16 protein-coding genes are annotated in these 21,909 nt (G+C 51.8%); 12 read left to right on the top strand and 4 right to left on the bottom strand.

Translation table 11 applies throughout. The annotated features are described in order from the left end of the window. The first annotated feature begins 32 nt into the window (after positions 1-32). From CMUST_RS13965 to CMUST_RS16625, 4 genes are all read left to right on the top strand, one after another. Positions 33-944, top strand: coding sequence for a cutinase family protein (locus CMUST_RS13965; protein ID WP_047263025.1), 912 nt, complete (start codon positions 33-35; stop codon positions 942-944). A gap of 55 nt (positions 945-999) precedes the next feature. Continuing rightward, entirely contained in the window at positions 1,000-1,179 is a 180-nt protein-coding gene (locus CMUST_RS16860; protein WP_158408242.1) for a hypothetical protein, read from the top strand. A 189-nt stretch (positions 1,180-1,368) separates the two neighbouring features. Then, the gene (locus tag CMUST_RS13960) at positions 1,369-3,210 is read left to right on the top strand and encodes a FadD32-like long-chain-fatty-acid--AMP ligase (RefSeq protein ID WP_047263024.1); all 1,842 of its coding nucleotides are present in this window, start codon (positions 1,369-1,371) and stop codon (positions 3,208-3,210) included. 1,057 nt (positions 3,211-4,267) lie between these two features. Then, complete coding sequence (locus CMUST_RS16625) at positions 4,268-4,474, top strand: hypothetical protein (RefSeq protein ID WP_144414232.1); 207 nt, start codon at positions 4,268-4,270, stop codon at positions 4,472-4,474. Between the two features lie 451 nt (positions 4,475-4,925). Here the strand turns inward: CMUST_RS16625 and CMUST_RS16855 are convergent, their stop codons facing one another. Next, positions 4,926-5,201: a hypothetical protein gene (locus CMUST_RS16855; protein ID WP_158408241.1), complete on the bottom strand. Its 276-nt coding sequence runs from the start codon at positions 5,199-5,201 to the stop codon at positions 4,926-4,928. Between the two features lie 1,229 nt (positions 5,202-6,430). Here CMUST_RS16855 and CMUST_RS17140 point away from each other — a divergent pair. Further along, entirely contained in the window at positions 6,431-6,556 is a 126-nt protein-coding gene (locus CMUST_RS17140; protein WP_269082582.1) for a hypothetical protein, read from the top strand. Positions 6,557-7,175: 619 nt separating this feature from the next. Then, positions 7,176-7,685, top strand: coding sequence for a hypothetical protein (locus CMUST_RS13935; protein WP_047263019.1), 510 nt, complete (start codon positions 7,176-7,178; stop codon positions 7,683-7,685). Between the two features lie 210 nt (positions 7,686-7,895). Here the strand turns inward: CMUST_RS13935 and CMUST_RS13930 are convergent, their stop codons facing one another. Further along, complete coding sequence (locus CMUST_RS13930) at positions 7,896-10,136, bottom strand: hypothetical protein (protein WP_047263018.1); 2,241 nt, start codon at positions 10,134-10,136, stop codon at positions 7,896-7,898. Between the two features lie 333 nt (positions 10,137-10,469). Between CMUST_RS13930 and pks13 the strand changes: the two genes are divergently transcribed. From pks13 to CMUST_RS13900, 6 genes are all read left to right on the top strand, one after another. Further along, positions 10,470-15,281, top strand: a complete 4,812-nt coding sequence (gene pks13 / locus CMUST_RS13925; RefSeq protein WP_047263017.1) for a polyketide synthase Pks13 — start codon at positions 10,470-10,472, stop codon at positions 15,279-15,281. A gap of 23 nt (positions 15,282-15,304) precedes the next feature. Continuing rightward, entirely contained in the window at positions 15,305-16,855 is a 1,551-nt protein-coding gene (locus tag CMUST_RS13920; RefSeq protein ID WP_047263016.1) for an acyl-CoA carboxylase subunit beta, read from the top strand. Between the two features lie 299 nt (positions 16,856-17,154). Next, positions 17,155-17,448 (top strand): hypothetical protein, encoded by a 294-nt coding sequence (locus CMUST_RS16850; RefSeq protein ID WP_158408240.1) that lies wholly within the window; start codon positions 17,155-17,157, stop codon positions 17,446-17,448. Continuing rightward, complete coding sequence (locus CMUST_RS13910) at positions 17,378-18,211, top strand: DUF3558 family protein (protein WP_083987606.1); 834 nt, start codon at positions 17,378-17,380, stop codon at positions 18,209-18,211. Before CMUST_RS16850 ends, CMUST_RS13910 begins: the two co-directional genes overlap by 71 nt. A 2-nt stretch (positions 18,212-18,213) precedes the next feature. Further along, positions 18,214-19,899, top strand: a complete 1,686-nt coding sequence (locus tag CMUST_RS13905) for a hypothetical protein (RefSeq protein ID WP_047263013.1) — start codon at positions 18,214-18,216, stop codon at positions 19,897-19,899. A gap of 107 nt (positions 19,900-20,006) precedes the next feature. Next, complete coding sequence (locus CMUST_RS13900; RefSeq protein ID WP_047263012.1) at positions 20,007-20,417, top strand: NUDIX hydrolase; 411 nt, start codon at positions 20,007-20,009, stop codon at positions 20,415-20,417. Positions 20,418-20,613: 196 nt separating this feature from the next. Here CMUST_RS13900 and CMUST_RS13895 read toward each other — a convergent pair whose 3' ends face one another. Together CMUST_RS13895 and CMUST_RS13890 are read right to left on the bottom strand one after the other, a co-directional pair. Continuing rightward, complete coding sequence (locus tag CMUST_RS13895) at positions 20,614-21,069, bottom strand: DIP1984 family protein (protein ID WP_047263011.1); 456 nt, start codon at positions 21,067-21,069, stop codon at positions 20,614-20,616. Between the two features lie 120 nt (positions 21,070-21,189). Beyond that, positions 21,190-21,879 (bottom strand): response regulator transcription factor, encoded by a 690-nt coding sequence (locus CMUST_RS13890; RefSeq protein WP_047263010.1) that lies wholly within the window; start codon positions 21,877-21,879, stop codon positions 21,190-21,192. Between the last annotated feature and the right edge of the window lie 30 nt (positions 21,880-21,909).

The raw sequence follows: 21,909 nt of genomic DNA, 5'->3' as shown, positions 1-21,909 counted from the left end.
TCCCCACTAACAATTTCAAGAGCTAGGACACCATGAAAAAGTTCCTAACCGCAGTTGCCGCGGTAGTGGTCATCGCCGTCATCGTCTTCGGTGTTAGTCAATGGATGACAACCACCGATCACGGCGGCCTGCCTGCACCGGAGGAAACCACCACCGCAGCACCCGTGCAACCCGACCACTGCCCGGCGGTGGAATTCGTCGCGGCTCCCGGTACCTGGGAATCGGCACCCGGGGATGATCCGTTCAACCCCACCGCCAACCCCAATTCCTTCATGCTGAGCATTACCCGGCCGCTCCAGGAACGCTACCCTGCGCATGAAGTGAAAGTGTGGACGCTGCCGTACACCGCGCAGTTTAAAAACATCAATGCCCAGCATGAAATGAGCTACGACGAGTCTCGTGAAGAAGGCATTAGCACCTTGGAACACGAGCTCATCACGATGCACAAGGAGTGTCCACTGACTGACTTTATTTTCAGTGGATTCTCTCAAGGTGCGGTCATTCTTGGCGATATCGCCAATAAAATCGGTGTTGATGGGGGCGTGATCCCCGCAGAACGTATCAGAGGAATTGCACTCATCGCTGACGGACGTCGCGAAGCTGGTGTGGGCCAGCACGTAGGAAATCCGGTCAGCGGTGTGGGTGCAGAAGTGGCGCTACAAAGCATTAACTTGCTTGTTCAACCTATCGTTCCCGGCGCAACAATGCGTGGTCCGCGTGTCGGCGGATTCGGCACGTTGCAGGACCGGGTTTATGAAATCTGCGCCCCCGATGACTCCATCTGCGACGCCCCCATTGATGTCGGCAACGCTCTCGGGCGCGCCCGAGGCTTGGTTGAAGCAAACGGCGTGCACGCCATGTACGCCACCAACCCCAATGTGATCCCAGAGACGACAGCCAATCAATGGGTTGTTGATTGGGCACACGGCTTAATTAACCGATAGTCATCCCCACGCGTCCCAGGCCCGCGCTTCTTGGGCGCGATACGGTCTGGGGTTTGTGCTTTCCGGAACCTGCCGTCCTGCCGACTACGCTTGTCGACGCCCCACCGCCCCAAGTGAACATCGCCCCATTTCAGTTGCAGTTTCGGTGAAGTTGGGGATGCTTGTGTGGGCGTCGACAAGCGGCAGCAATGTCCCTGGTAGTTTATGCCGCCGACGCGTAATCTCCGACTTCTAGATTTCCCGTCACAGCGGTAGTGCTTGTCCACGTCGGCTGCGCCGCGAGCGGTCGAACTTCCGAACCGGATGGGGCACTTTTGCGGTGAAAAATATTTATTTTTCCCCATCTAGTAATAGACTGAGGAAAATCTACGATGAAGGAACAAGAAGAAATACTTCACAGGTCAAAAGTAATTCGAGGAGAAAAATGGATCTGAATGCGGTCATTGGTCAGTTCTTCAATGAGAAGGGCGAGATCACCCTCCAGCCGGAAATCACCCTTGCGGGCATGTGTGAGGTGATCTACCAGACTGAGAAGATGGCAGGCACCACCAGCCGTAATTGTTTGCGGTTCTGGGACTTTTCGGAGTCCCGCGAGGGGGTAGCGGTTGATTTCAGTCGGGACCAGATCAATACCCGGATCAAAGCTGTCGCTGCACGTCTCCAGCAAACCGGAACGATCGGTGACCGCGTGGTTATTCTGGCCAATAACTCGCCAGAATACATTTTCTCCATGCTGGGTGCCATGTATGCTGGCATGGTTCCGATCCCATTGTATGACCCGAACGAGCCAGGCCACGCCGACCACCTCAAGGCGGTTATCGGTGATTCCCATCCGAAGGCAGTTTTGACCAATAGCCGTTCCGCTGGTGCTGTTCGTGCGTTCTTTGCTGAAGTACCAGGCAAGGAACGGCCTCGGATTCTCGCGGTGGATTCATTGCCGGATTCTTTGGCCGAAAGCTTCCAAAACCCGCTGACTAGTGAAGCCGCCCGGATGTTCCTGGCTGCAAGCCAGAAGGCACCGATTGATCTTCCTGCTTTCTTGCAGTACACCTCCGGTTCTACCCGGGTGCCTGCCGGCGTCATGCTCACCAACCGCTCGATTCTGACCAATGTTCTACAAATTTTCACCGCAGCGCGGTTGAAGACTCCGATCCGTTTGGTGACCTGGTTGCCATTGCACCATGATATGGGCATTATCCTGGCTACTTTCGTGACTATCCTTGGTCTCGACATGGAACTAATGGCACCTCGCGACTTCATTCAGCAACCTTCCCGCTGGACAAAGCAGCTGCATAAGCAGGATGACATTGCGAATGTGTATACCGTTGTTCCCAATTTCGCTCTCGAATTGGCGGTTCGCTACGGTTTGCCCTCTGAAGGTGAAGAACTTGACCTCTCCGCTGTCGACGGCCTCATCGTGGGCTCCGAACCGGTGACGGAGAAAGCCGTTAACGCCTTCGTTGAGGCATTCACCCCGTACGGCCTGGAAAAGTCCGTTATTCGCCCATCCTACGGTTTGGCGGAAGCATCGCTCCTGGTTACCACGCCACAAACTCCAAACCGACCAGTAATCACGCACTTTGATCGGGAAAAACTAGCCGAAGGCCACGCCACTATCGTCGATAAGAACGAAAACTCCGTTGCCTTTGCCTCCTGCGGCCAGGTGTGCCGCCCGCAGTTCCTGGTTATTGTTGACCCAGAGACCAAGGCTGAGCTGCCTGACGGCCAGGTAGGCGAGTTGTGGTGCCATGGCGACAACATGGCGGCGGGTTACCTGGATCGCCCCGAGGATACGATGGAGACCTTCCGTAACACCCTCGGGGAGCGCCTTGCGCAGGATTCTCGGGCTGAAGGCGCGCCGAACGACGATAAGTGGATGGCTACCGGCGACCTCGCGGTTATCGTCGACAACGAGGTGTACATTACTGGCCGCTTGAAGGACCTGATTATCATCGCGGGCCGTAACCACTACCCACAGGATATTGAGTACACCGTGGAACACGCTTCCGACCATATCCGCCCTGCTGCGGTGGCAGCTTTCGCCGTTGAAGGCGACGACGTGGAGAAGCTGGTTATTCTCGTTGAACGCGACCTGGATAAGTCGGAGGACGGCGATGCCGCCGCTATTGAAGCTATCCGTGCCGCCGTTTCCGATGCGCACGGTGTTGTCCCCGCCGACATTCGGATCGTTGCCCCTGACGCGATCGCCCGCTCGTCCTCCGGCAAGATCGCTCGCCGTGTAAACAAGAAGAACTACAAAGCCTAATCCCCCTTCGCTTTTCGACGCCCCACCATCAGCAGCTTACCTCCGCTGGTGGTGGGGTTTCGGCGTTGGTAGACCTAATGGAGCTTTTCTGATGGGGTGACGAAAAACATGAGTCAATCAACTTTTCTTTCTGTTGCTACTTTCCTGGGCTTATTTCCTGTTTCTGCGTATCATGTGTTTTTCGACATAAGAGACAAACACTTAAGAAAACACCCCCTTTGGCATATGGTACTTTCTTTGTGAATTTTCCATTCGTTTTATCGTCGCTTTTGTTCCGGCCAACTTGCTCATTGTGCTGTTTTATGACGAATCACGCCCGATTCGTGTCCGAATATTTTTCGGGATGTGCCTTTCTGTCATGGTTTATTTCGGCTTTCTTTTTACAGTCTGGCTCAAGGAATGGATATTTTGTTACCGAACAAGACTGCGCGATTTAAAGCCGTTTATCCGTGAAATAAGAGGCAAAAATCCCTATCCAGATTCCGATGATCATGAAACCAAAAACGCTAAACCCAAATGGCAATTTACCGGTTGTGGTCTATCAATTGTCATCATATTTGTAACCCATTTAATCTATTTATGGTTGTGGGTAACCGCGTAACGATCGTTGCTGGGAATCTTTCAATAAGGTGATTCGGGTTCGGTGGTGCAAAACGAGGTAAAGTAGACCTCAAACAAAAACTTACTGGCTATTTAAAGAAAGCTCAAAACTAAATGAAATGCGTAATTATTCAAATTTTGAAGATTAACCAAATTGGGGAATGACTTGATTGATTCTCACTATGGGGTAGCAATTATGCTCTTGGGTTTGCTGCCTTTCTTTTCCTACATCTTGTTCTTCCCCAAAGAAAAAGATGATCTATATCGGAAACACCAATTCGGTGGATGGTATTTCATCTTTGAACTCTTGTTTTATTTCATAGTGGGATTTTTGCCAGCAATTGTATTTTTTACACTTTCGTATGCAGATTTACCGCATTATCGGCTTAGGGTGTTTGTTATCTTTTGTGCCTCAATCACCATCTTTCCCGCATTTCTATTCACTACTTGGCTTAGGATGTCTGGCGATAATTACAAAACCCGTTTGCGGGATTTTCGGCCTTTTATTCGTGAGATTATGGGGAAGAATCCATATCTAGATTCGGATGAGGCATTCCCGGTGGGGAAAGTGAATTCCACGTGGCTATTTAAGGGCTGCGCGACATTTCTTATTGCGGCCGTATCCGTTTTAATCGTGGCTATCCTGGTTCTGTGGCCCCGTTAAAATAAGCTTTCTCCAGTTGTTTTACTATCGCGAAAGAGCTGGTCTCCGTTTTGGACCACTGCTAGGCGATGTCAAAGAGCACTTCGTAGAATCAGTCGTGGACATCGCGCAAGTGACCAGAATTGTCTATGAGAGGGCGTCGAGATTTTCGAATTCCAAATGCGCGTAATGCGGTGGCCAAGATTGACTTCGTGTGCATGGTGGTGAGATCACGGTTGTTGGGTAACTTACGAATAACACATATATAGGGAGTTATATACTTTTTCAGTGAAGAAGTGCACTAATTTCAACAAAAATGGACTGGATTGCATGCTAAATAATTCTACCTATGTATTATTGATTATTTTTTGGGGATTCTTGCCCATTTTTGCTTACAGTGTTTCTTTCTCAAAAGAGAAAGAAACACTGTTAAAAAATCAGCAATTCGGTGGGTGGAGATTCATTTTTGAGCTTATCTTTTTCTTTGCGGTAGGGTTTTTCCTGCTATCTTTATTTTAATTTTTTCTTCTTTAAACTCGCCAATTGATCGCCAGAAAATCCCAATACTCCTTATTTCGGCAATCATCGTCACAGTTTCTTGCCTGTTTGCTACTTGGCTCAGGCTATCGGGATATAAATACACAACCCGGCTTCGTGATTTTCTGCCCTTTCTCTGCGAAATCATGGGAAAAAAATCCGCCCTCAGAATCCAACGAAAAACCAGCGGAAGGAAAACATCAGCCAACATGGATTTTCAAAGGCTGCATCACGTTGCTAGCTGCAGTGTTCTTTTCCGTGATCGCGCTGGTTTATGTGCTAAAGCTTCTTTAGTCCGAAAATCCAACCCTGATGTTATGTGTTACGAAGCATCTTTGGTAGCTGTAACTTCTTTTGAGCGCTGACGTTTCGCGCTATCGTAAGATCTACTGGATTAGCGGGAGAGTGTGATGCAGTAAGCGGCTTAGTTCTAGAAGGGGCGCTGGCACTATCGGTAGTATTACGCCGCAGAACCGGGCAAAACACAAACAAGAAGCTGGAGATGCAATTGCGGATACAGCTATTGGGGAATTTGCAAATCAAAGTTTCCTTTCAAGATTCATGAAAGATGAAGCTAGGATTTAACTCAATGCGCCTACTTTGATTCGGGAAAATGGGAATTAAAAATGGGTACTTTTAGCTACACTGCCTTAATATTTTTTCTGGGATTTTTGCCTGCATTTGTCTATATTTTTACGTTTTCCGATCAGAAACGGCTGCAATTAAAATCTAATCGTTTTGGTGGATGGTATTTCCTCTTCGAGTTTTCTTTATACTTTATCTTTGGTCTTTTTCCAGCTTTGTTGGTGGATGCGTTTTTCTTCTCTGACTCCATGTCTCCGTCGAGGAGACTCACATTTTCATTATCCGCATTTGCGATAATTTATCTGTCTTTTACCTTATCTACATGGATTCGATTATCCGGATTTCATTACAAAACCCGTTTGCGGGATTTTCGGCCTTTTATGCGTGAGATTATGGGGAAGAATCCATATCCAGATTCGGATGAGGCATTCCCGGTGGGGAAAGTGAATTCCACGTGGCTATTTAAGGGCTGCGCGACATTGTTCATTGCAATACCGGTCACGATAGTCGTGCTAATTTTCGTGCTGAGGTTTCTTTAGGCTTATTGGTTTCTCTCCTCGACAGGAGTTCTCGGGTAGATGATTTGAGGTGGGCGTTGCGTGAAGCTTCTGTTTTTGATCTTGGGTGTTATTGGGTTTAGTTTCCAAAACTAAAAATCTACGCATCTCAACTTAGTTGCATTGCCGTAGTCGAAGGCGACGACGAAGTCAGGTGCCTCATCAAACCACTCGGGCTCGTAGAAGCATCAGTTGATTTAGTAAGGCATAGTTGTAGAAAATGTAAATGTGACAGGAAAGGCGACGTCACCCTGTTTGTAGAACTTGCCGGGCTACAAGTGGAGGAACACTAGGCGGAATGGCTGGTGGATCCCCGGTTGGTTCGATTGTCACAGGGGCAGTCGGAATCATTATTGATGACGCAATCGGTGGCATCGCAGGATCAGAAAACGGAGAACCATCTGAAAGAAACACAAGTAGGTGAACACTTCCTATAAAGTCAGCGAGGACATTATTCAATGAACTAAAATATCGGCGACTTTTATCCGTGGGGTGTTGAAAGTGCACGAACTTGATTATGGCAATGTCATAATTTTCCTAGGTGCCTTGCCTATACTTATTTATATCTTCGTGTTTTCGAGCAGGAGGCAAGAGTATTTAAAATCCAATCATTTTGGTAAGTGGTACTTTTTCTTTGAATGTTCTTTTTACCTCATAGTTGGACTTTTTCCCGCGTTACTAATAAACGCACTTTTCTTCTCTGGGCATATGTCCCCGTCTCGAAGATTTATATTCTACTTAATAGTGTTCGTTTTAACCTATTTGTCGATCATGTCTTCCATATGGTTCAGATTATTATCGAGATATGACCATAAAACCCGTTTGTGCGATTTTCGGCCGTTTATGCGTGAAATTATGGGTAAAAACCCTTACCCGGATTCTGCTGAAGCCTTGAATGCGAGGAAAGCGAATTTCACGTGGCTATTTAAAGGCTGTGCGGCATTGTTCTTTGCAATGCCGGTCACGATAGTCGTGCTGATCCTCGTGCTGAGGTCCCTTTAGGCTGATTGTTATGGGGTTCTTGCTCGAATAAGTTGTAGAAAATGAAAACTAAAATGAATGAACAGTATTACGGGAACATTGTATTTTTTCTAGGGATTTTACCCATCCTCGTTTATTCTCTTTCTTTTTCCCGGCGCAAGAAAGAACAATTGTTAGTTAATCGATTTGGTGGATGGTATTTCATTTTTGAAAGTTCCTTCTTTACTTTATGTGGGCTTTTCCCGGCCTTACTAATAAATGCTTTTTTCTTTGCTGACCACATGTCACTGAATCGAAGATTTACATTTTATTTTCTCCTTTTTGTTTTGATGTACTTCTTTATTATGTTTTCCATGTGGATCAGGTTATGTGGGTATCGCTACAAAACCCGTTTGCGCGATTTTCGGCCTTTTATGCGTGAGATTATGGGGAAGAATCCATATCCAGATTCGGATGAGGCATTCCCGGTGGGGAAAGCGAATTCCACCTGGCTATTTAAGGGCTGCGCGACATTGTTCTTTGCAATACCGGTCACGATAGTCGTGCTGATCCTCGTGCTGAGGTCTCTTTAGGCTGATTATTATGGGGTTTTGCGCGGATAACGTGGGGCGGGAATTGCGTGTAGCTGCTGTGTTTCGGTCTTTGGATGATAGTGGGTTCAGTTTTTCATCGATGTCCTGGTCAGCAATATGGGCGGCGTTCCTGCTGGTGGGGGTTTTATGAGCTAGGTGCACACAAAAGTACACGTCATCGGAATGGTAAAAGGGCGTAGCGACTGGGTTTTACTGATTAGCCGTATCTGTTGCGCCCGGATTTCGGATGAGGTTGTATAGGCCCTCGTAAAACTCGCCGGGGATACTGTGCTCGGAACCGCCAACGTTACGCAGGTAGAAACGCCCGCCGTCGTCGATAAGCACTGTGGCGGAATTCGTGGTTCCGAGAACGAACTTTTCGGACTTTTCCGGTGTTGGCCCGAATTGAAAACGGCTGTATAGCGTAACTGGGTGGTGTGAGGAATCGATCCCTAAAATTTCATTGACGATGGTTAAGCCCCATAGCTTCTTGACAAACCAACGGATGGTTTCTGGTGCTTTCTTGCATTCAGGTGCCGCAGAGTGTCGGTCCCAGTGCCAACCGGCCTGCACCAACGCGCGGTGGAAGTGCGGATCGATATTATCGGGGAGTGTCACAAGCGCTGATGTTTCGGGATTGAGGTGAATCGCCTGTTCGCTACGCATATTCAAAACGGCGCAATCGATGTGGTAGCCCGTGATTTCACCGGAGCTATCGAGGCTTGCCCACACGTAGTAATTGCTTCCTGGTTCGACGCGGCAATACGCGGCGGTGTCTCCGATCATGCCGTGTGCATCTAAGCTTGCTGCTGCCACTGTGTTTTTCGGGGGGTGGGTTGCAAAACCGACAATGCCAGACGTGGTGTTTATTTTGTTGGGAGTATGGTTAGTTGTTTCGCCTGTGTTGAAATCGACGATTCCGAACCGGGTAATTGGCGCTTCGGAAAATAAGATGCTCAGATATGCTGGCTGCCCGGGCATTCCTTCGGGGGCTTTCTCATCGCCAGCAAGGGTTACTAGAACGTCGTATTCCCCAGCTTTGGCGGGTAGTTTAATCGCACTATCGCTTCGGTGGGCGGGATCGGACACTGTAATCTCAGTGCCTTCCACTACGAGAGTCCCGACCGAATACGTCGTAAGGGTTAGCGCCGGTGGATCTTTTCGCTCCCCGTTGGTGGCGGGGGGAGTCGCTACTGTCCGGTTGGATAGGGGATAGAAATCGAAGGAGGTATTGAGGTTATGAACTGTGGTTTTCATTATGTTTTGAAGCCGTTTTTCTAAACTCGTGACGGTGGTTTTATGGTAAGCCAATATTTCTCGTTCAACCCGATTGTCGGGCAAATAGCACCAGGCTAAGGCTAGAAATAAGATCACCGATATGGATAGAAGTAAGGAATAACCCCGCGGAAGATCTGGCTGATAGACGAATGCGCATAAAGCGACTGTTAATAGAACAATAATCGCCATTGTTATGGCGTTATGTGGAAGCTTTCGTAGTGTTTTAACTATTTGTTTGTTCCACATGATTGCAGTTCTCATTATGGCGACGTGCAGAAATATTGGAGTACTTCCGATGAGGAATGTAAGGAATGGGTGTATGCCCCATTGCTGTGCTGTATCGAAAAGAGCAATTGTCTGAAGTCCGATAAAAACGATAATTAGGTTCCCTGGCACTGTAAGCAGGCTTAGTGTCGACCATTGGGAACGCATGGATAATTGCTGATACCCGTCATAGAACAGGGCAAAGCAGACAAATTTCAACGCTGTGAACCACGCAATAACCAAAACTGTAGGGAGAGTTTCCGTATGCGAAGCAGAAAATAAGTAGAGAGTTACCGGAAGTTCAAAGATGGGAAATAACAGCGACGCCCATTTTCGGGTTGGGGGGTTGGGATTTTTTAATTGGGAGGCATGGGCTGATAGCCGATTCCTGGCGGATTGGATTTCGGATTGAAGTTCGGCCACGCCGAGCACGGGTTGGGGAACCATATCGATGAAGAAGTAGCAGACATTGAATATTGCGATCAATGTGATGAGCTCGAACCATGTTCCTGCGGTAACTGAATGGTAGATCTCGGAATAAAAGCTCGCGATGGTGTCCCACACCATGGGTTGCTGCCTGGAGAGGCTAATTGCCGCCTGGCTTTGTCTAAGCAGCAACGAACCTATTGAGATGCATATGACGGACAAGCCAGCAATTTTTGCGATAGTGTAGGCGCGGATTCTATTGGTGAGCGGTCCGGTATCCGCACCTTTTGAGGACTTTGTGGACCAGACGACAACACCTCCTAAGGCGATTAACACCGTCAGTGTGGTACCTAAATCAACACCGTCGCCGCCGGGTAGTGGGGCAATGGCCCGTAAGTGCCCGACCAGAAACGTCAGTGCCAGCGCCGATACCCCAATCAACGCGAAGTTAGCTACTAAGAGATCCCCGATTACGCTCGCCATGGATTGGGGGTTCGCTTAATCGGTTTGGTCGATTATGCGGTTCCGGTTTCGCCGTCATGATTTACATATTATTTGCTACAGCATGGTTTGGGAATGCCTATAGGTGTAAAAGAAAACGGGAATATTCGTTTGCCCTCAAAACTATTCTGTGGCAGTCTTGAAGGTTTGTGTCCTTGTCGCCCCATGTGGGTGTGTGGGTGAAACGTTTTGATTGGGTTCGTCGTTATAAAATAGGACGAATTGTGTGACCGGCGTTGGGCCCGCACTTGGCTAAGGTGGCGGGCTTTTATGTTGTGAGCGCTCCTGTAATGGAAAAGTGAAGGTTTGAGTTTGATGGATCAGAATGACGCACGCGAGCAGTCGGTAGTGGCGATGACTGTGGAGCAATTGCGTAGCTGGCTGCGTGACTGGGTGATGAAAACCACAGGGTTGCCAGCCGATGAGATTACTGATGATAAGCCGATGCAGTCGTTTGGGTTGTCGTCGCGTGATGTTGTCATTCTGTCTGGTGAATTAGAAAACCTGTTAAACACTCAATTGGATGCGACTATTGCGTATGAGCATCCAACCATTGCGGGCTTAGCGCAGCGGATTATTCATGGCGATTCTGCTAAGCGGGCTGCCCACACGATACGCAAGGTGTTTTCCACTGACCAGAGTGATCCAGCGGAACGGGATATCGCAATTGTTGGTATGGCGGCGCGCTATCCGGGTGCGGATAATGTTGAGCAGATGTGGGACATGCTGGTCGCGGGCCGGGATGGGATTGGGCCGTTGCCGATTGGTCGGTGGTCGGAATATGCCGCAGACGAGGTCATGGCGAAGCGAATGGCGGAGCTTGACCTTACCGGCGGGTATCTGGACGATATTTCTTCGTTTGACGCGGAGTTTTTTGGGCTTTCCCCGCTTGAGGCTGTTAATACTGATCCGCAGCAGCGCATTATTTTGGAATTAACCTGGCAGGCCCTGGAGAATGCGCATATTCCGGCTAATTCGCTGAAAGGCGAAGCAGTCGGAGTGTACATGGGCTCGTCGAATAATGACTACGGCATGTTGATTACTGCCGACCCGGCGGAGGCGCATCCGTATGCATTGACGGGTACGGCAAGTTCGGTGATCGCTAACCGGGTGTCCTATGTTTTCGATTTTCGGGGTCCGTCGATCAATGTGGATACGGCTTGCTCGTCCTCGCTTGTATCGATTCATCACGCGGTCCAAGATTTGCGTACCGGTGCTGCCGATGTGGCGATCGCAGGTGGCGTGAATATTCTTGCCGCCCCATTTGTCTCCACGGCTTTTGGCGAGTTGGGGGTTTTCAGTCCAACCGGGAAGATTCACGCGTTTTCTGATGATGCAGACGGTTTTGTCCGTTCTGATGGTGCGGGTGTTGTGGTGCTCAAGCGCGTGAAAGATGCGCTGGCGGATAATGATGAGATTTTGGCGGTTATTAAAGGTTCCGCCGTGAATTCGGATGGGCATTCCAACGGCTTAACTGCGCCTAATCCGGAAGCTCAGGTTGATGTATTGCAGCGGGCGTATGCAGATGCGGGTGTTGATCCAACCCAGGTTGATTACGTTGAGGCGCACGGCACCGGCACGATTTTGGGCGACCCTATTGAAGCGACCGCAATCGGTGCGGTATTGGGTAGTGGCCGGGAGGCGGCGAAGCCTACCTTGTTGGGTTCAGCGAAGACGAATTTCGGGCATACCGAATCGGCGGCTGGTGCCGCTGGTGTGATTAAAACGGTATTGGCTATGGTGCATGACACGTTGCCGCCTTCGTTGAACTACACGGAGCCGAATCGTTACGTAGATTTCGACGCAGAACACATTGAAGTCATTGAGGATCCACGCGAATGGCCGGAGTATTCGGGTCGCAAGCTGGCTGGTGTTTCCGGTTTCGGTTTTGGCGGGACAAACGCCCACGTTGTTCTAAGCTCATTCGATTCAGCTGATTATGGCGTGGAACCGCAACAGCAGCCTGCCCAGTTGGAAGGTGCTGCGGTTGTGTTGCCGGTAAGTGGACTATTGCCGTCGCGGCGTCGACAAGCGGCAGCATCGGTGGCAGATTTCGTCGAAAAGCTTGACGACGCCGCCCTGGTACCACTTGCGCGCTCGTTGTCGGGCCGAAACCACGGCAGGTCCCGCGCGGCGGTGATCGCCTCCACAACTCAAGAAGCTGTCAAACGGCTACGGATGGTTTCGGACGGCAAGCTGACTCAAGGGGTCGCGGTGGCGGATTCGCCTGCGATGGTGGGGCCAGTCTTTGTGTATTCTGGTTTCGGTTCTCAGCATCGGAAGATGGTCAAGGACTTGGTCGCCCAAGCACCGTTCTTTAAAAAGCGGCTGGAGCAACTGGATGAGATCGTCGAATTTGAATCCGGGTGGTCCATTCTTGACATCGTCGCAGACGACGAACAAACCTACGACACAGAAACTGCACAGGTTGCCATCACCGCCATCCAGATCGCACTTACCGATTACTTGGCTATGCTCGGTGCGAAACCTGCGGCCGTCATGGGCATGTCGATGGGTGAGATTGCCGCAGCATACGCTGCTGGTGGCTTAAGCGATGCCGACGCCATGCAGATCGCATGCCACAGGTCTCGTCTGATGGGCGAAGGGGAAAAATCGCTGCCAGAGGACCAATTAGGTGCCATGGCTGTGGTGGAATTCAGCGTTGAACAATTGGATCAATTTATCGCGGAAAACCCAGACTTCGCCGGAGTAGAACCAGCCGTTTACGCAGGTCCCGGCATGTCCACCGTTGGCGGCCCGCGCGAGGCTGTCGTTGCCTTGGTGGAAAAATTGGAGGCGGAAGAGAAATTCGCCCGGCTGCTTAACGTTAAAGGCGCGGGCCATACCAGCGCGGTCGAACCGTTGTTAGGCGAGCTCGCGGCCGAAATCGCAGGCATTGATCCGCAGCCGCTTCGGATCCCGCTGTTTAGCTCCGTGGATCGGGCGCGAGTATATCAGCCAGGTGAAGTGGTGCATGATGTGGAGTATTTCACCCGCTGTACTCGCTACGCGGTGTGGTTCCAAGACGCCACCGAGCAAGCTTTTGCCGCAGGGCACACCACTTTGGTGGAGATCTCTCCGAACCCGGTCGCCATGATGGGCATGATGAATACCGCGTTCTTCGTGGGCAAACCAGATGCGCAGCTTTTATATGCATTGAAGCGAAAGGTAGACCCGGCAGAGTCCATTCCGGAACTTCTGGCCAAGCTCTACGTTGCGGGCGCGCCGATCGATTTTGGGGCGCTGTATGGGTCCGGCTCCATCATCGCCGCACCGACGGTGCCGTGGAAGAAACAACGGTATTGGACTGCCGCCCGGCCGTCGTCAAGTAATTCTGGATCGGTTTTGGGGCATAAAATCACGCTGCCAGATGGGTCGATCGCCTACGGCACCATGGCAGACGCGGTACCATCACCCATTGCACTGATGGAGGCGGTCATTGCTGACCTTGCCCCGCAGGCGCAACTGACCGCTGTGGAAGAGCATGGCACGCTGCCACCATCGGGTGAGCTGACCATCGTGGCGCGCCGCAACCTTGGCGGTGTTGCCATCGCGGTCCATTCGGTTATGGGAGATATAACCGTTGCAATCGCAGACGGCTTCGCGTCTACTATCGCAGCTGACGCCACGCAGCCAATTTTGGGTAGCCCCGCAGTGGAAGCCAGCGCCCCTGTTCCCACAACAGAAGTAGAAGACCCTGGTTTGAAATGGGATCCGAACAGCGGCGAAACCGTAGAACAGCGGATGCGGGCGATTGTCTCCGAAGCGATGGGCTACGACGTTGAAGACCTGCCGCGGGAATTACCACTCATTGATCTTGGGCTTGATTCGCTTATGGGAATGCGGATCAAAAACCGCATCGAACACGACTTTGATATTCCGTCGCTACAAGTACAGGCACTGCGGGACGCCTCCGTGGCCGATGCTGTGGCTTTGGTCGAAGAACTCGTCGCAGGGCGCGGCAGCGTGGAACAGAAGCCACAACCTGCGGCAGAAAGCCCAGCTGTGGACGTCGAAAAGCCAGTTGGGACGAAACCACAAGGTGTTGGCGTGGCGCCCCGGGACGCTTCCGAGCGGTTGGTATTTGCAACCTGGGCCGGTATCACCGGTGCGGCTGCTAACGGCGTGACCAGCGAATTGCCAAAGCTTAGCGACGAACACGCCTCCGCGATCGCTGCGCGTCTTACTGAGCGTTCCGGTGCTGAGATCACGGCGGATCAGGTGAAACAAGCCGAAACGTTAGAACCACTCGCTAACTTAGTGCGTGAGGGACTGGAATCCGAGGTTGAAGGCAATATTCGCGTGCTGCGGCCTCGCCCCGAAGGCTCCACCGCGCCCGCGGTATTCATGTTCCACCCGGCAGGCGGGTCATCCGTTGTTTACCAACCATTAATGCGCAGATTGCCTGCCGACGTTCCGGTCTACGGCGTGGAACGGCTCGAAGGCTCGTTGGAAGATCGCGCTGCCGCCTACCTTGACGAAATCACCCAATACGCCGATGGGTATCCAATCGTGCTCGGTGGCTGGAGCTTCGGTGGCGTTCTTGCCTACGAAGTTGCCTATCAATTACGCGACCGTGACATCGACGTGGCAACCATCGCACTGCTCGATACTGTGCAACCAGCACACCCCGCGCCAGACACGATGGAAGAAACCAAGAACCGGTGGCAGCGCTACTCCGATTTCGCGAAAAAGACCTATGGCCTCGACTTCCCAGTGCCATTCGAACTGCTCGAAACCGCAGGCGAAGACGCACTACTGGCAATGATGGCGGAATTCTTAAGCGAAACCGATGCCTCCGAGCATGGTTTGTCCGCTGGCGTCTTAGAACACCAGCGAGCATCGTTCGTGGACAACCGCATTCTCGATAAGATCGACATGCACCGGTGGGCGGATGTCGAAGTGCCCGTAATGCTTTTCCGCGCGGAACGCATGCACGATGGTGCCATTGAGCTGGAGCCTGCCTATGCCGAAATTGCTTACGACGGTGGGTGGTCGGCTATCGTTAATGATTTGGAAATTGTTCAACTGGCGGGCGACCACCTGGCAGTAGTCGACGAACCAGAAATCGGCAAGGTTGGCGTGGCGCTAGCCAAACGAATCTCCCAACTACAAGGCAAACTTTAATCCCTACGAGGTGTAAAACTTCCATGAGTCTTGATACCACCGCTGGCAAGCTTGCGGATCTCCGTGCCCGCCTAGAAAAGGCACAAGATCCCGGCAGTGAGCGGGCCCGCGCCAAGCGCGACGAGGCAGGCCGCACAACCCCACGCCAACGTATCAACCGGCTTTTAGACCCCGGCTCCTTCGTGGAAATCGGTGCGCTTGGCCGCACCCCCGACGAACCCGATGCCCCCTATTCCGACGGTGTTGTCACAGGTTACGGGCGCATAGATGGGCGTCCAGTTGCCGTTTACGCCCATGACAAAACCGTCTACGGCGGTTCCGTCGGTGTGACTTTCGGCCGCAAAGTATGCGAAGTAATGGACATGGCAATCAAAATCGGATGTCCAGTGATCGGCATTCAAGATTCCGGCGGTGCCCGCATCCAAGATGCCGTCACATCCCTGGCCATGTATTCGGAGATCGCCCGCCGCCAATTGCCGCTTTCTGGGCGCAGCCCCCAGATTTCCATCATGATGGGTAAATCCGCCGGTGGTGCCGTGTATGCGCCGGTCACCACCGACTTTGTTATTGCCGTCGACGGTGAAGCGGAAATGTACGTTACCGGACCCGCTGTAATCAAAGAGGTTACGGGCGAAGTAATCACCTCAGCTGACCTCGGCGGTGCCCGGCAACAGGAGAAAAACGGCAACGTCTCCTATGTGGCAACCGATGAGGAAGACGCCTTTAACTATGTCCACGACTTACTCGCACGCCTCCCGCTGACCTGCCACGATCCCGGGCCGGAATACGCCGCCCCCTCCGACGAAGAGGTCGCAGACGCAACCGCCCTCGATACCTTCATGCCGGACGACACCAACGCTGGTTACGACATGCACGACCTACTCGTGCAACTTTTCGACGACTCCGACATCCAAGAAATCCAGCCCGGTTATGCCCCCAACATCATCACCGCTTTTGCCCGGGTTGACGGCAAATCAGTAGGTGTCGTCGCCAGCCAACCCATCGAGTCCGCCGGCTGCATCGACGCCGACGCCGCCGATAAAGCCGCCCGCTTCATCCGGATCTGCGATGCCTATAACATTCCGTTGGTATTCATCGTGGACACCCCCGGCTACCTGCCCGGCGTCCAACAAGAAGAAGTCGGCCTGATCCACCGGGGCGCGAAGCTCGCCTTCGCACTCGTTGAAGCAACCGTTCCGAAAGTATCTCTCATCGTGCGCAAAGCCTACGGTGGTGCCTATGCAGTGATGGGCTCTAAGAACCTCACCGGCGACATCAACCTGGCGTGGCCCACCGCCCAGATCGCCGTCATGGGCTCCGCCGCCGCCGTTGTGATGATCCAAGGAAAACAGCTCGACGCGGCCCCACCAGAACAGCGCGACTACCTCAAGAAGATTTTCATGGATTTCTACGACGAAAACATGACTAGCCCCTACGTCGCCGCCGAACGTGGCTATATCGATGCGATGATCGAACCGAACCAATCCCGCATCGCGCTGCGCCAAGCTTTACGGCAACTTGAGACAAAACGAGAACAAGACCTGCCAAAGAAACACACGATTTCACCGATGTAGCAAACCTCTCACCGGGTGGACAGAAGCGACGCTGTCCACCCGGTTTCGTTTGTCCGCCCCAGGGCCGGAAGTCGGGGATTGTGGCGGTTTGGCCAGTTTTAGCTGGGGTTGATGCTGGGTTTTGCGTAAATCTCCGACTTGTAGAAGTGTGTGGGTGCTTGTCGACGCCGTCAGCGTGGCGTGTGGGTTGGGGTTGTTGTGCCAGTTTTTGGAAGTCGGGGATTGTGGGGTTGCGGTTGGTTCACTCTTGGGGTTTTGGGTCTGGGTGGGTGGAATCTCCGACTTGATAGGGGTGGTGGGTGCGAAAGTCGGAGATTTCCGAAATCCGAACAGCTTTGGTCGGTATTGACCCTAGGTTTTGCGTAAATCTCCGACTTGTAGAAGTGCGTGGCTGCTTGTCGACGCTGCCAGCGTGGCGTGTGGGTTGGGGTTATTGTGCCAGCTTTTGGAAGTCGGGGATTGTGTTTAACGCCTGGTTCTTTCCTGCGGTTTTGGTGCTGGGTGGGTGGAATCTCCGACTTGATGGGGTGGCGGTGGGTTACCCGTTTGGGGGTGTGTGTATTTTTTATGGAACCGGTTGGGGTGGTGAGTGAGTCTAACTCTATAGAGCACGTTGTCTATATGGTTTTACACTGGTTGTCAGTGGCGTTGAAAGGCGGTTTTAGAAAAATGGTCAAGAAAATGTCAATGCGTGCCAGGACTATGCCTAATCAGATGACAGCTTGTTCGACACACCGCGTCTTAATAGCAACTGTGGTGTGTTGTGTCTTTCTGCTTTCTGGCTGCGGGTTATCTACGCCTTTGGCTCAGTACTTGGCTGTTAAAAACCAGCCGCAATCCCACCAACTACCAGCGTCATCGCAGGTGGCTGAACCGGAAACGCTTGGTGAGGTGTTGGAAGCGGGTACTGGGACGTTTGACCCAAACGACCCTAATTTCACGTTGTTTAATCCATGCACGGAAATCTCCGAAGAACAATACGAAAAGCTCGGTTTTAAAATAAATGAGCTTTCGGTTGTTTCTCGCGAAAGTCTAACTGCGTGTGGGCTTTTTGATATTAAACCTAGTATTTATTCCGTTACTTTCACGATTGGGACAGATACAACAACGTATGAGTTTTTGGAATCTTCGGGTTTGCTTCGTAATGAGCCAGGTCTTGTCCTCCCTGAGGGCATGTATGTTCATACTTACCCAGGGGAATTTGATGAGGCTGAGTGTACGGTTGCAGTTTCGACGAATCGTGGCCGATTGAGCATATCGGGAATTGGAAGCCGAATCAGGAGCGGTAATTCAAGACAAATGGTTTGCCAGCAAGCAGTGGACAAGTTTCAAGAATTCCTTGATCTGAAAGGTTAATCATGTCTATGTTGATCAATTCGCCGTCATTTGAAAATGCTTTCTCAGAAGTTTCTTCGGTACTAAGTGTGGCGAGGCATGTTGGGGAAATTGCGGGTCGAAACACGTTGAGTGGTACGTTTTCGTCGTTGTCGGGTTTGCGTGAGTTGGGTGTGAATCATGCGCAGGTGATTCAGGGTGGGGCGGGTAGTGCCCGTGATGTGTTGGCGAGTTTCCGGGATTTGGTTGAGTGGTTGGGGATGAATCTGCGGTTGAATCATGTGGCGTTTACGGGTCATGATCTCGCGTTATCACGCGGGTTGGATACCGCTGATAGTGGTGGGACGTTTGAGCAGGATATTGCGGAGTTCGCGTCGAAACCGGCGGCGTCGTTTGCGGATTTCCCGTTCCTCCCGCCTGCGCCGGTTCCGTCGGTGTCGTTGGAAACATTGGTGGCGCAGTTGGGTGCGACACAGTCTGGTCAGGCTGCCCAAGCTGCGGCGGATTGGCAATCGATGGCGACGCAAGCAACAAGTATCGCGACACAGTTAGAAGGTATTGCGTCCCAGTTATCAGCGCAGAATCAGGGGGTTGCGGTGTTGCGGGCGACTGCTGGGATGAAAGCTACTGCGGCGAAAGCATCGTATTTCGCCGCGAACGCCACAGAGATGGCGAGGTCGGTGGGGATTTTGTCAACGATTGCGCCGCATTTCCACACCCAAGCATCCCAAGCATTATCTGCGTTGCAGACTATTGCGAACCCTGCGGAAAAAGAAGCCGCAGAGAAGGCGTATCTGACGGCGTTTCATGGGATATATAGCGGTGCGTTATCTCAGGCTGTGCCGGTAATTAGAAATTTGATGATGGATAATAGTCATGGTGTTGGTGGTGGTAGTGCTGCGATTGGGTCGGATTCTACTGGTGCACCGCCGTCACCTGCGACGAGTACGCTTAGTCCGGCGGGTATGGGCACACAGGCCTCATCAACTGCAACACTGCCTGTTACTGGTGGTGGGGTGGGTGCACAGGCAGCACCGGTATCGGGTATGCCACCGGTCACGGGGCTACCCACAGGTGCAGGACCGGGTGGTTCCGGTGTGTCAGCACATGCGCCGGTGTTTAGTGGACTTACCCCCGGCATGGGTGGGAATAATCGTTCCGGGTTAAGCGGTGGTGGGAGTATTCCTGCGTCTGGTGGACTCCGACCCGGATCAGGGACAGGTGCTGGTGTGGGTGGTGGTCGTAGTACCACTGGTACCAGTATGGGTGCTGGTATGAGTGGGATGGGTGGTTACGGTATGGCCGGTGGGGTTGGTTCGGCTGGCATGCGAGGCGGAACCGGTGGTGCTGGTGGTCGTGGATTCGGCGCTGGTGGCAGTGGTGGCCGTGGCTTCGGTGCTGGTAGTGGGGTTGGTACGGCACCGAAAACCCCACATGGAACCGGCAGCGGTGGTGGTATGGGAAACGGAACCAGTACAGGTGGTGTGAAGCCAACCACCGGAACGACCAACAGTGGCGGGCGTGCTGGTACCCCGATGATAGGAGCACCGATCGGTGGGCAAAACACTAATAATGACAATCAACGGAAACGCAAAAAGCCGATACGGGGTATTACCACAAGCGTTGAACGAGACACCAACCTCAAAGCACTACTGGGTGACCAACCCAAAGTAATCCCAGGCGTCATCGGAAGCTGGGTACGCGAATAGCTAATGGGGCCAGTCGGTGCGAGATCAACTGGTTCCTTGGCTGGGGTATAGTGGATCCGCGTCGGTTGGGCGTCGAAAAGCAAACGAGTGTGCTGTGAGGATTTTCTATGGAGCAATACGAGCATGTTGTCGTTGTGAGTGCATTAATTATGCGAGATGCTGCTGGGGCGATCCTCATTGTTCGTAAAGAAGGCACAAGCAAGTTTATGCTGCCGGGCGGGAAGATCGAGCCGGGGGAGACGCCTGCCGAAACGGTGGTGCGGGAGGCCGCTGAGGAGATCAGCGTGACGCTTGACCAGCAGAAACTTCGATTTGTGGGTGAATTTCTCACCGATGCGACGAACGAACCTGGTTGGGGCGTGCGTGCCTACGTGTTTGAGCATCCGTTCGTCGCGGATTGGAAGTTGGCGGGTGAGATAGCCGAAGCGCAGTGGTTGGATGCGGAAAAGGCGCTCCCGTCGAATATTGGCCCACTGCTTTCAGATGCATTATTGCCAGTTTTAAGGCAATCGGTGTGACGTTGAGGTCCCCTGCCCCAACCCTCGTTAATCATCCCAGTACGCGGTAGTAATTTATTATTTATCCTGGTTGTTAGGAGTTCCAAGTGCCGGGCCATAAATGTAAAGTGTTATGCGATTCCTGCCCTCGGAGATCTAGGAGTTTAATGCAACTCGAGATCGTTGTACTCACTGATGATCAACTACCAACTCAACGTCAGTCACATTCGATTTGCCAGTTTAGCTCCTGAACGCGAACGTCGACGGCACGTAATTCTTTGGCGATTTCGTTTGCCTTTTCGCGCAGCTTTTCGACGCTAACCGTCGCCTCTAGTTTCACCTCGCTGCGGGTCCAGCGCACCGTTTGGCGGGCTGCGGCGTCGGCAAGTTCGTTGTAAAGATCAAAATCGCGTTTGAGTCTATCCCGAAGTGCAAGGATATCGGTGATGGTGCGGGATTTGTCGAAAAGCGACGTGGCGTTAACCTTGTTAATCTTCGCAACCAGTGCTTCCAGCCTGCGATTTAATTTCCCGTACTCTAATAGCAGCTTTTCCGGGTCTTCCGGCGGCGTATCGCCTTCTTGAACTTGTGCTAATTCCTTGATTCGTACGGACAGCATGGAAAGGCGTCGTTGCAGGTCGGCGCGTTCGTACAGCGCTTCGGCCAACTTCATAATGTTTCCCTCAAAAAATGATGCGAAATTAAGCCACTTATGCGGCCTCCCCGATGAGCATCGAAGATTACGACTGTAGTCGAATTTCGGGGTGAGGGAAATGGAATTGAAAAAGTTTTTTTAAACTGTGTGTTCCGGATTAAGTACTTTTGTCACAAGTTCCAAACGCGTTTTTGCGTCAAATACCAACATGATATTTGAAATGTGTTTTTTCACCGTGGACTGAGCGTAGTGAAGCTCGTTAGCGATTTGGACATTGGACATTCCGCGGCACAACAACTCAAGTATGTCACGCTCAGTTTTGGTGATCTTCTCGAAACCAGGCACCCAGAACGAACCAGAGTTCAAAGACCCAGAGTTCGCAGAACCGGCTGACCCAGTCTGTGGAAGATACTGGACCAACCGGTTCAGAGCGTGAGGGGCGACAATAGTCCCCCCTTCTACTGCGTCAAACACCGCTTTGATAATTTCCTGTGGGCGTTGACTTTTAAGAACATAACCAGAGCCACCAGATTGCAGAATCTTCAACATGACATCATCACGATCCAAAGCTGTAATTGCGATGAAGATAGGTGGATTCGGGCGATCCATCACCTCAGAGAGTAATGTCACACCATCCATCAACGGCATGTGGATATCTGCGAGTACTACATCAACCGCATGGTTGTTGAGAAACTCTAAGGCTTCCGCGCCACTGTTAGTGGTAGCGGCGACTTCAATCCTGCTGGTTATAGAGAAATATTGTTCAATTGACGAAAGGACGAGCGGATCGTCGTCCACCAGCAGCACTTTAATGAGATTCTCAGTCATAGCGCTTGTAGTGTATCACCTCTTTGGGCA

Source organism: Corynebacterium mustelae, from assembly GCF_001020985.1.
Taxonomy (GTDB): Bacteria; Actinomycetota; Actinomycetes; order Mycobacteriales; family Mycobacteriaceae; genus Corynebacterium; species Corynebacterium mustelae.
This window is presented reverse-complemented; position numbering and strand designations above follow the sequence as displayed.

Excerpts from the sequence above, each read along its gene's own strand:
- CMUST_RS13965 (WP_047263025.1), top strand. The coding sequence starts at position 33 with ATGAAAAAGTTCCTAACCGCAGTTGCCGCGGTAGTGGTCATCGCCGTC.
- CMUST_RS13960 (WP_047263024.1), top strand. The coding sequence starts at position 1,369 with ATGGATCTGAATGCGGTCATTGGTCAGTTCTTCAATGAGAAGGGCGAG.
- CMUST_RS16625 (WP_144414232.1), top strand. The coding sequence starts at position 4,268 with ATGTCTGGCGATAATTACAAAACCCGTTTGCGGGATTTTCGGCCTTTT.
- CMUST_RS16855 (WP_158408241.1), bottom strand. The coding sequence starts at position 5,201 with ATGTTGGCTGATGTTTTCCTTCCGCTGGTTTTTCGTTGGATTCTGAGG.
- CMUST_RS17140 (WP_269082582.1), top strand. The coding sequence starts at position 6,431 with ATGGCTGGTGGATCCCCGGTTGGTTCGATTGTCACAGGGGCAGTCGGA.
- CMUST_RS13935 (WP_047263019.1), top strand. The coding sequence starts at position 7,176 with ATGAAAACTAAAATGAATGAACAGTATTACGGGAACATTGTATTTTTT.
- CMUST_RS13930 (WP_047263018.1), bottom strand. The coding sequence starts at position 10,136 with ATGGCGAGCGTAATCGGGGATCTCTTAGTAGCTAACTTCGCGTTGATT.
- pks13 (WP_047263017.1), top strand. The coding sequence starts at position 10,470 with ATGGATCAGAATGACGCACGCGAGCAGTCGGTAGTGGCGATGACTGTG.
- CMUST_RS13920 (WP_047263016.1), top strand. The coding sequence starts at position 15,305 with ATGAGTCTTGATACCACCGCTGGCAAGCTTGCGGATCTCCGTGCCCGC.
- CMUST_RS13910 (WP_083987606.1), top strand. The coding sequence starts at position 17,378 with ATGGGGTGGCGGTGGGTTACCCGTTTGGGGGTGTGTGTATTTTTTATG.
- CMUST_RS13905 (WP_047263013.1), top strand. The coding sequence starts at position 18,214 with ATGTCTATGTTGATCAATTCGCCGTCATTTGAAAATGCTTTCTCAGAA.
- CMUST_RS13900 (WP_047263012.1), top strand. The coding sequence starts at position 20,007 with ATGGAGCAATACGAGCATGTTGTCGTTGTGAGTGCATTAATTATGCGA.
- CMUST_RS13895 (WP_047263011.1), bottom strand. The coding sequence starts at position 21,069 with ATGAAGTTGGCCGAAGCGCTGTACGAACGCGCCGACCTGCAACGACGC.
- CMUST_RS13890 (WP_047263010.1), bottom strand. The coding sequence starts at position 21,879 with ATGACTGAGAATCTCATTAAAGTGCTGCTGGTGGACGACGATCCGCTC.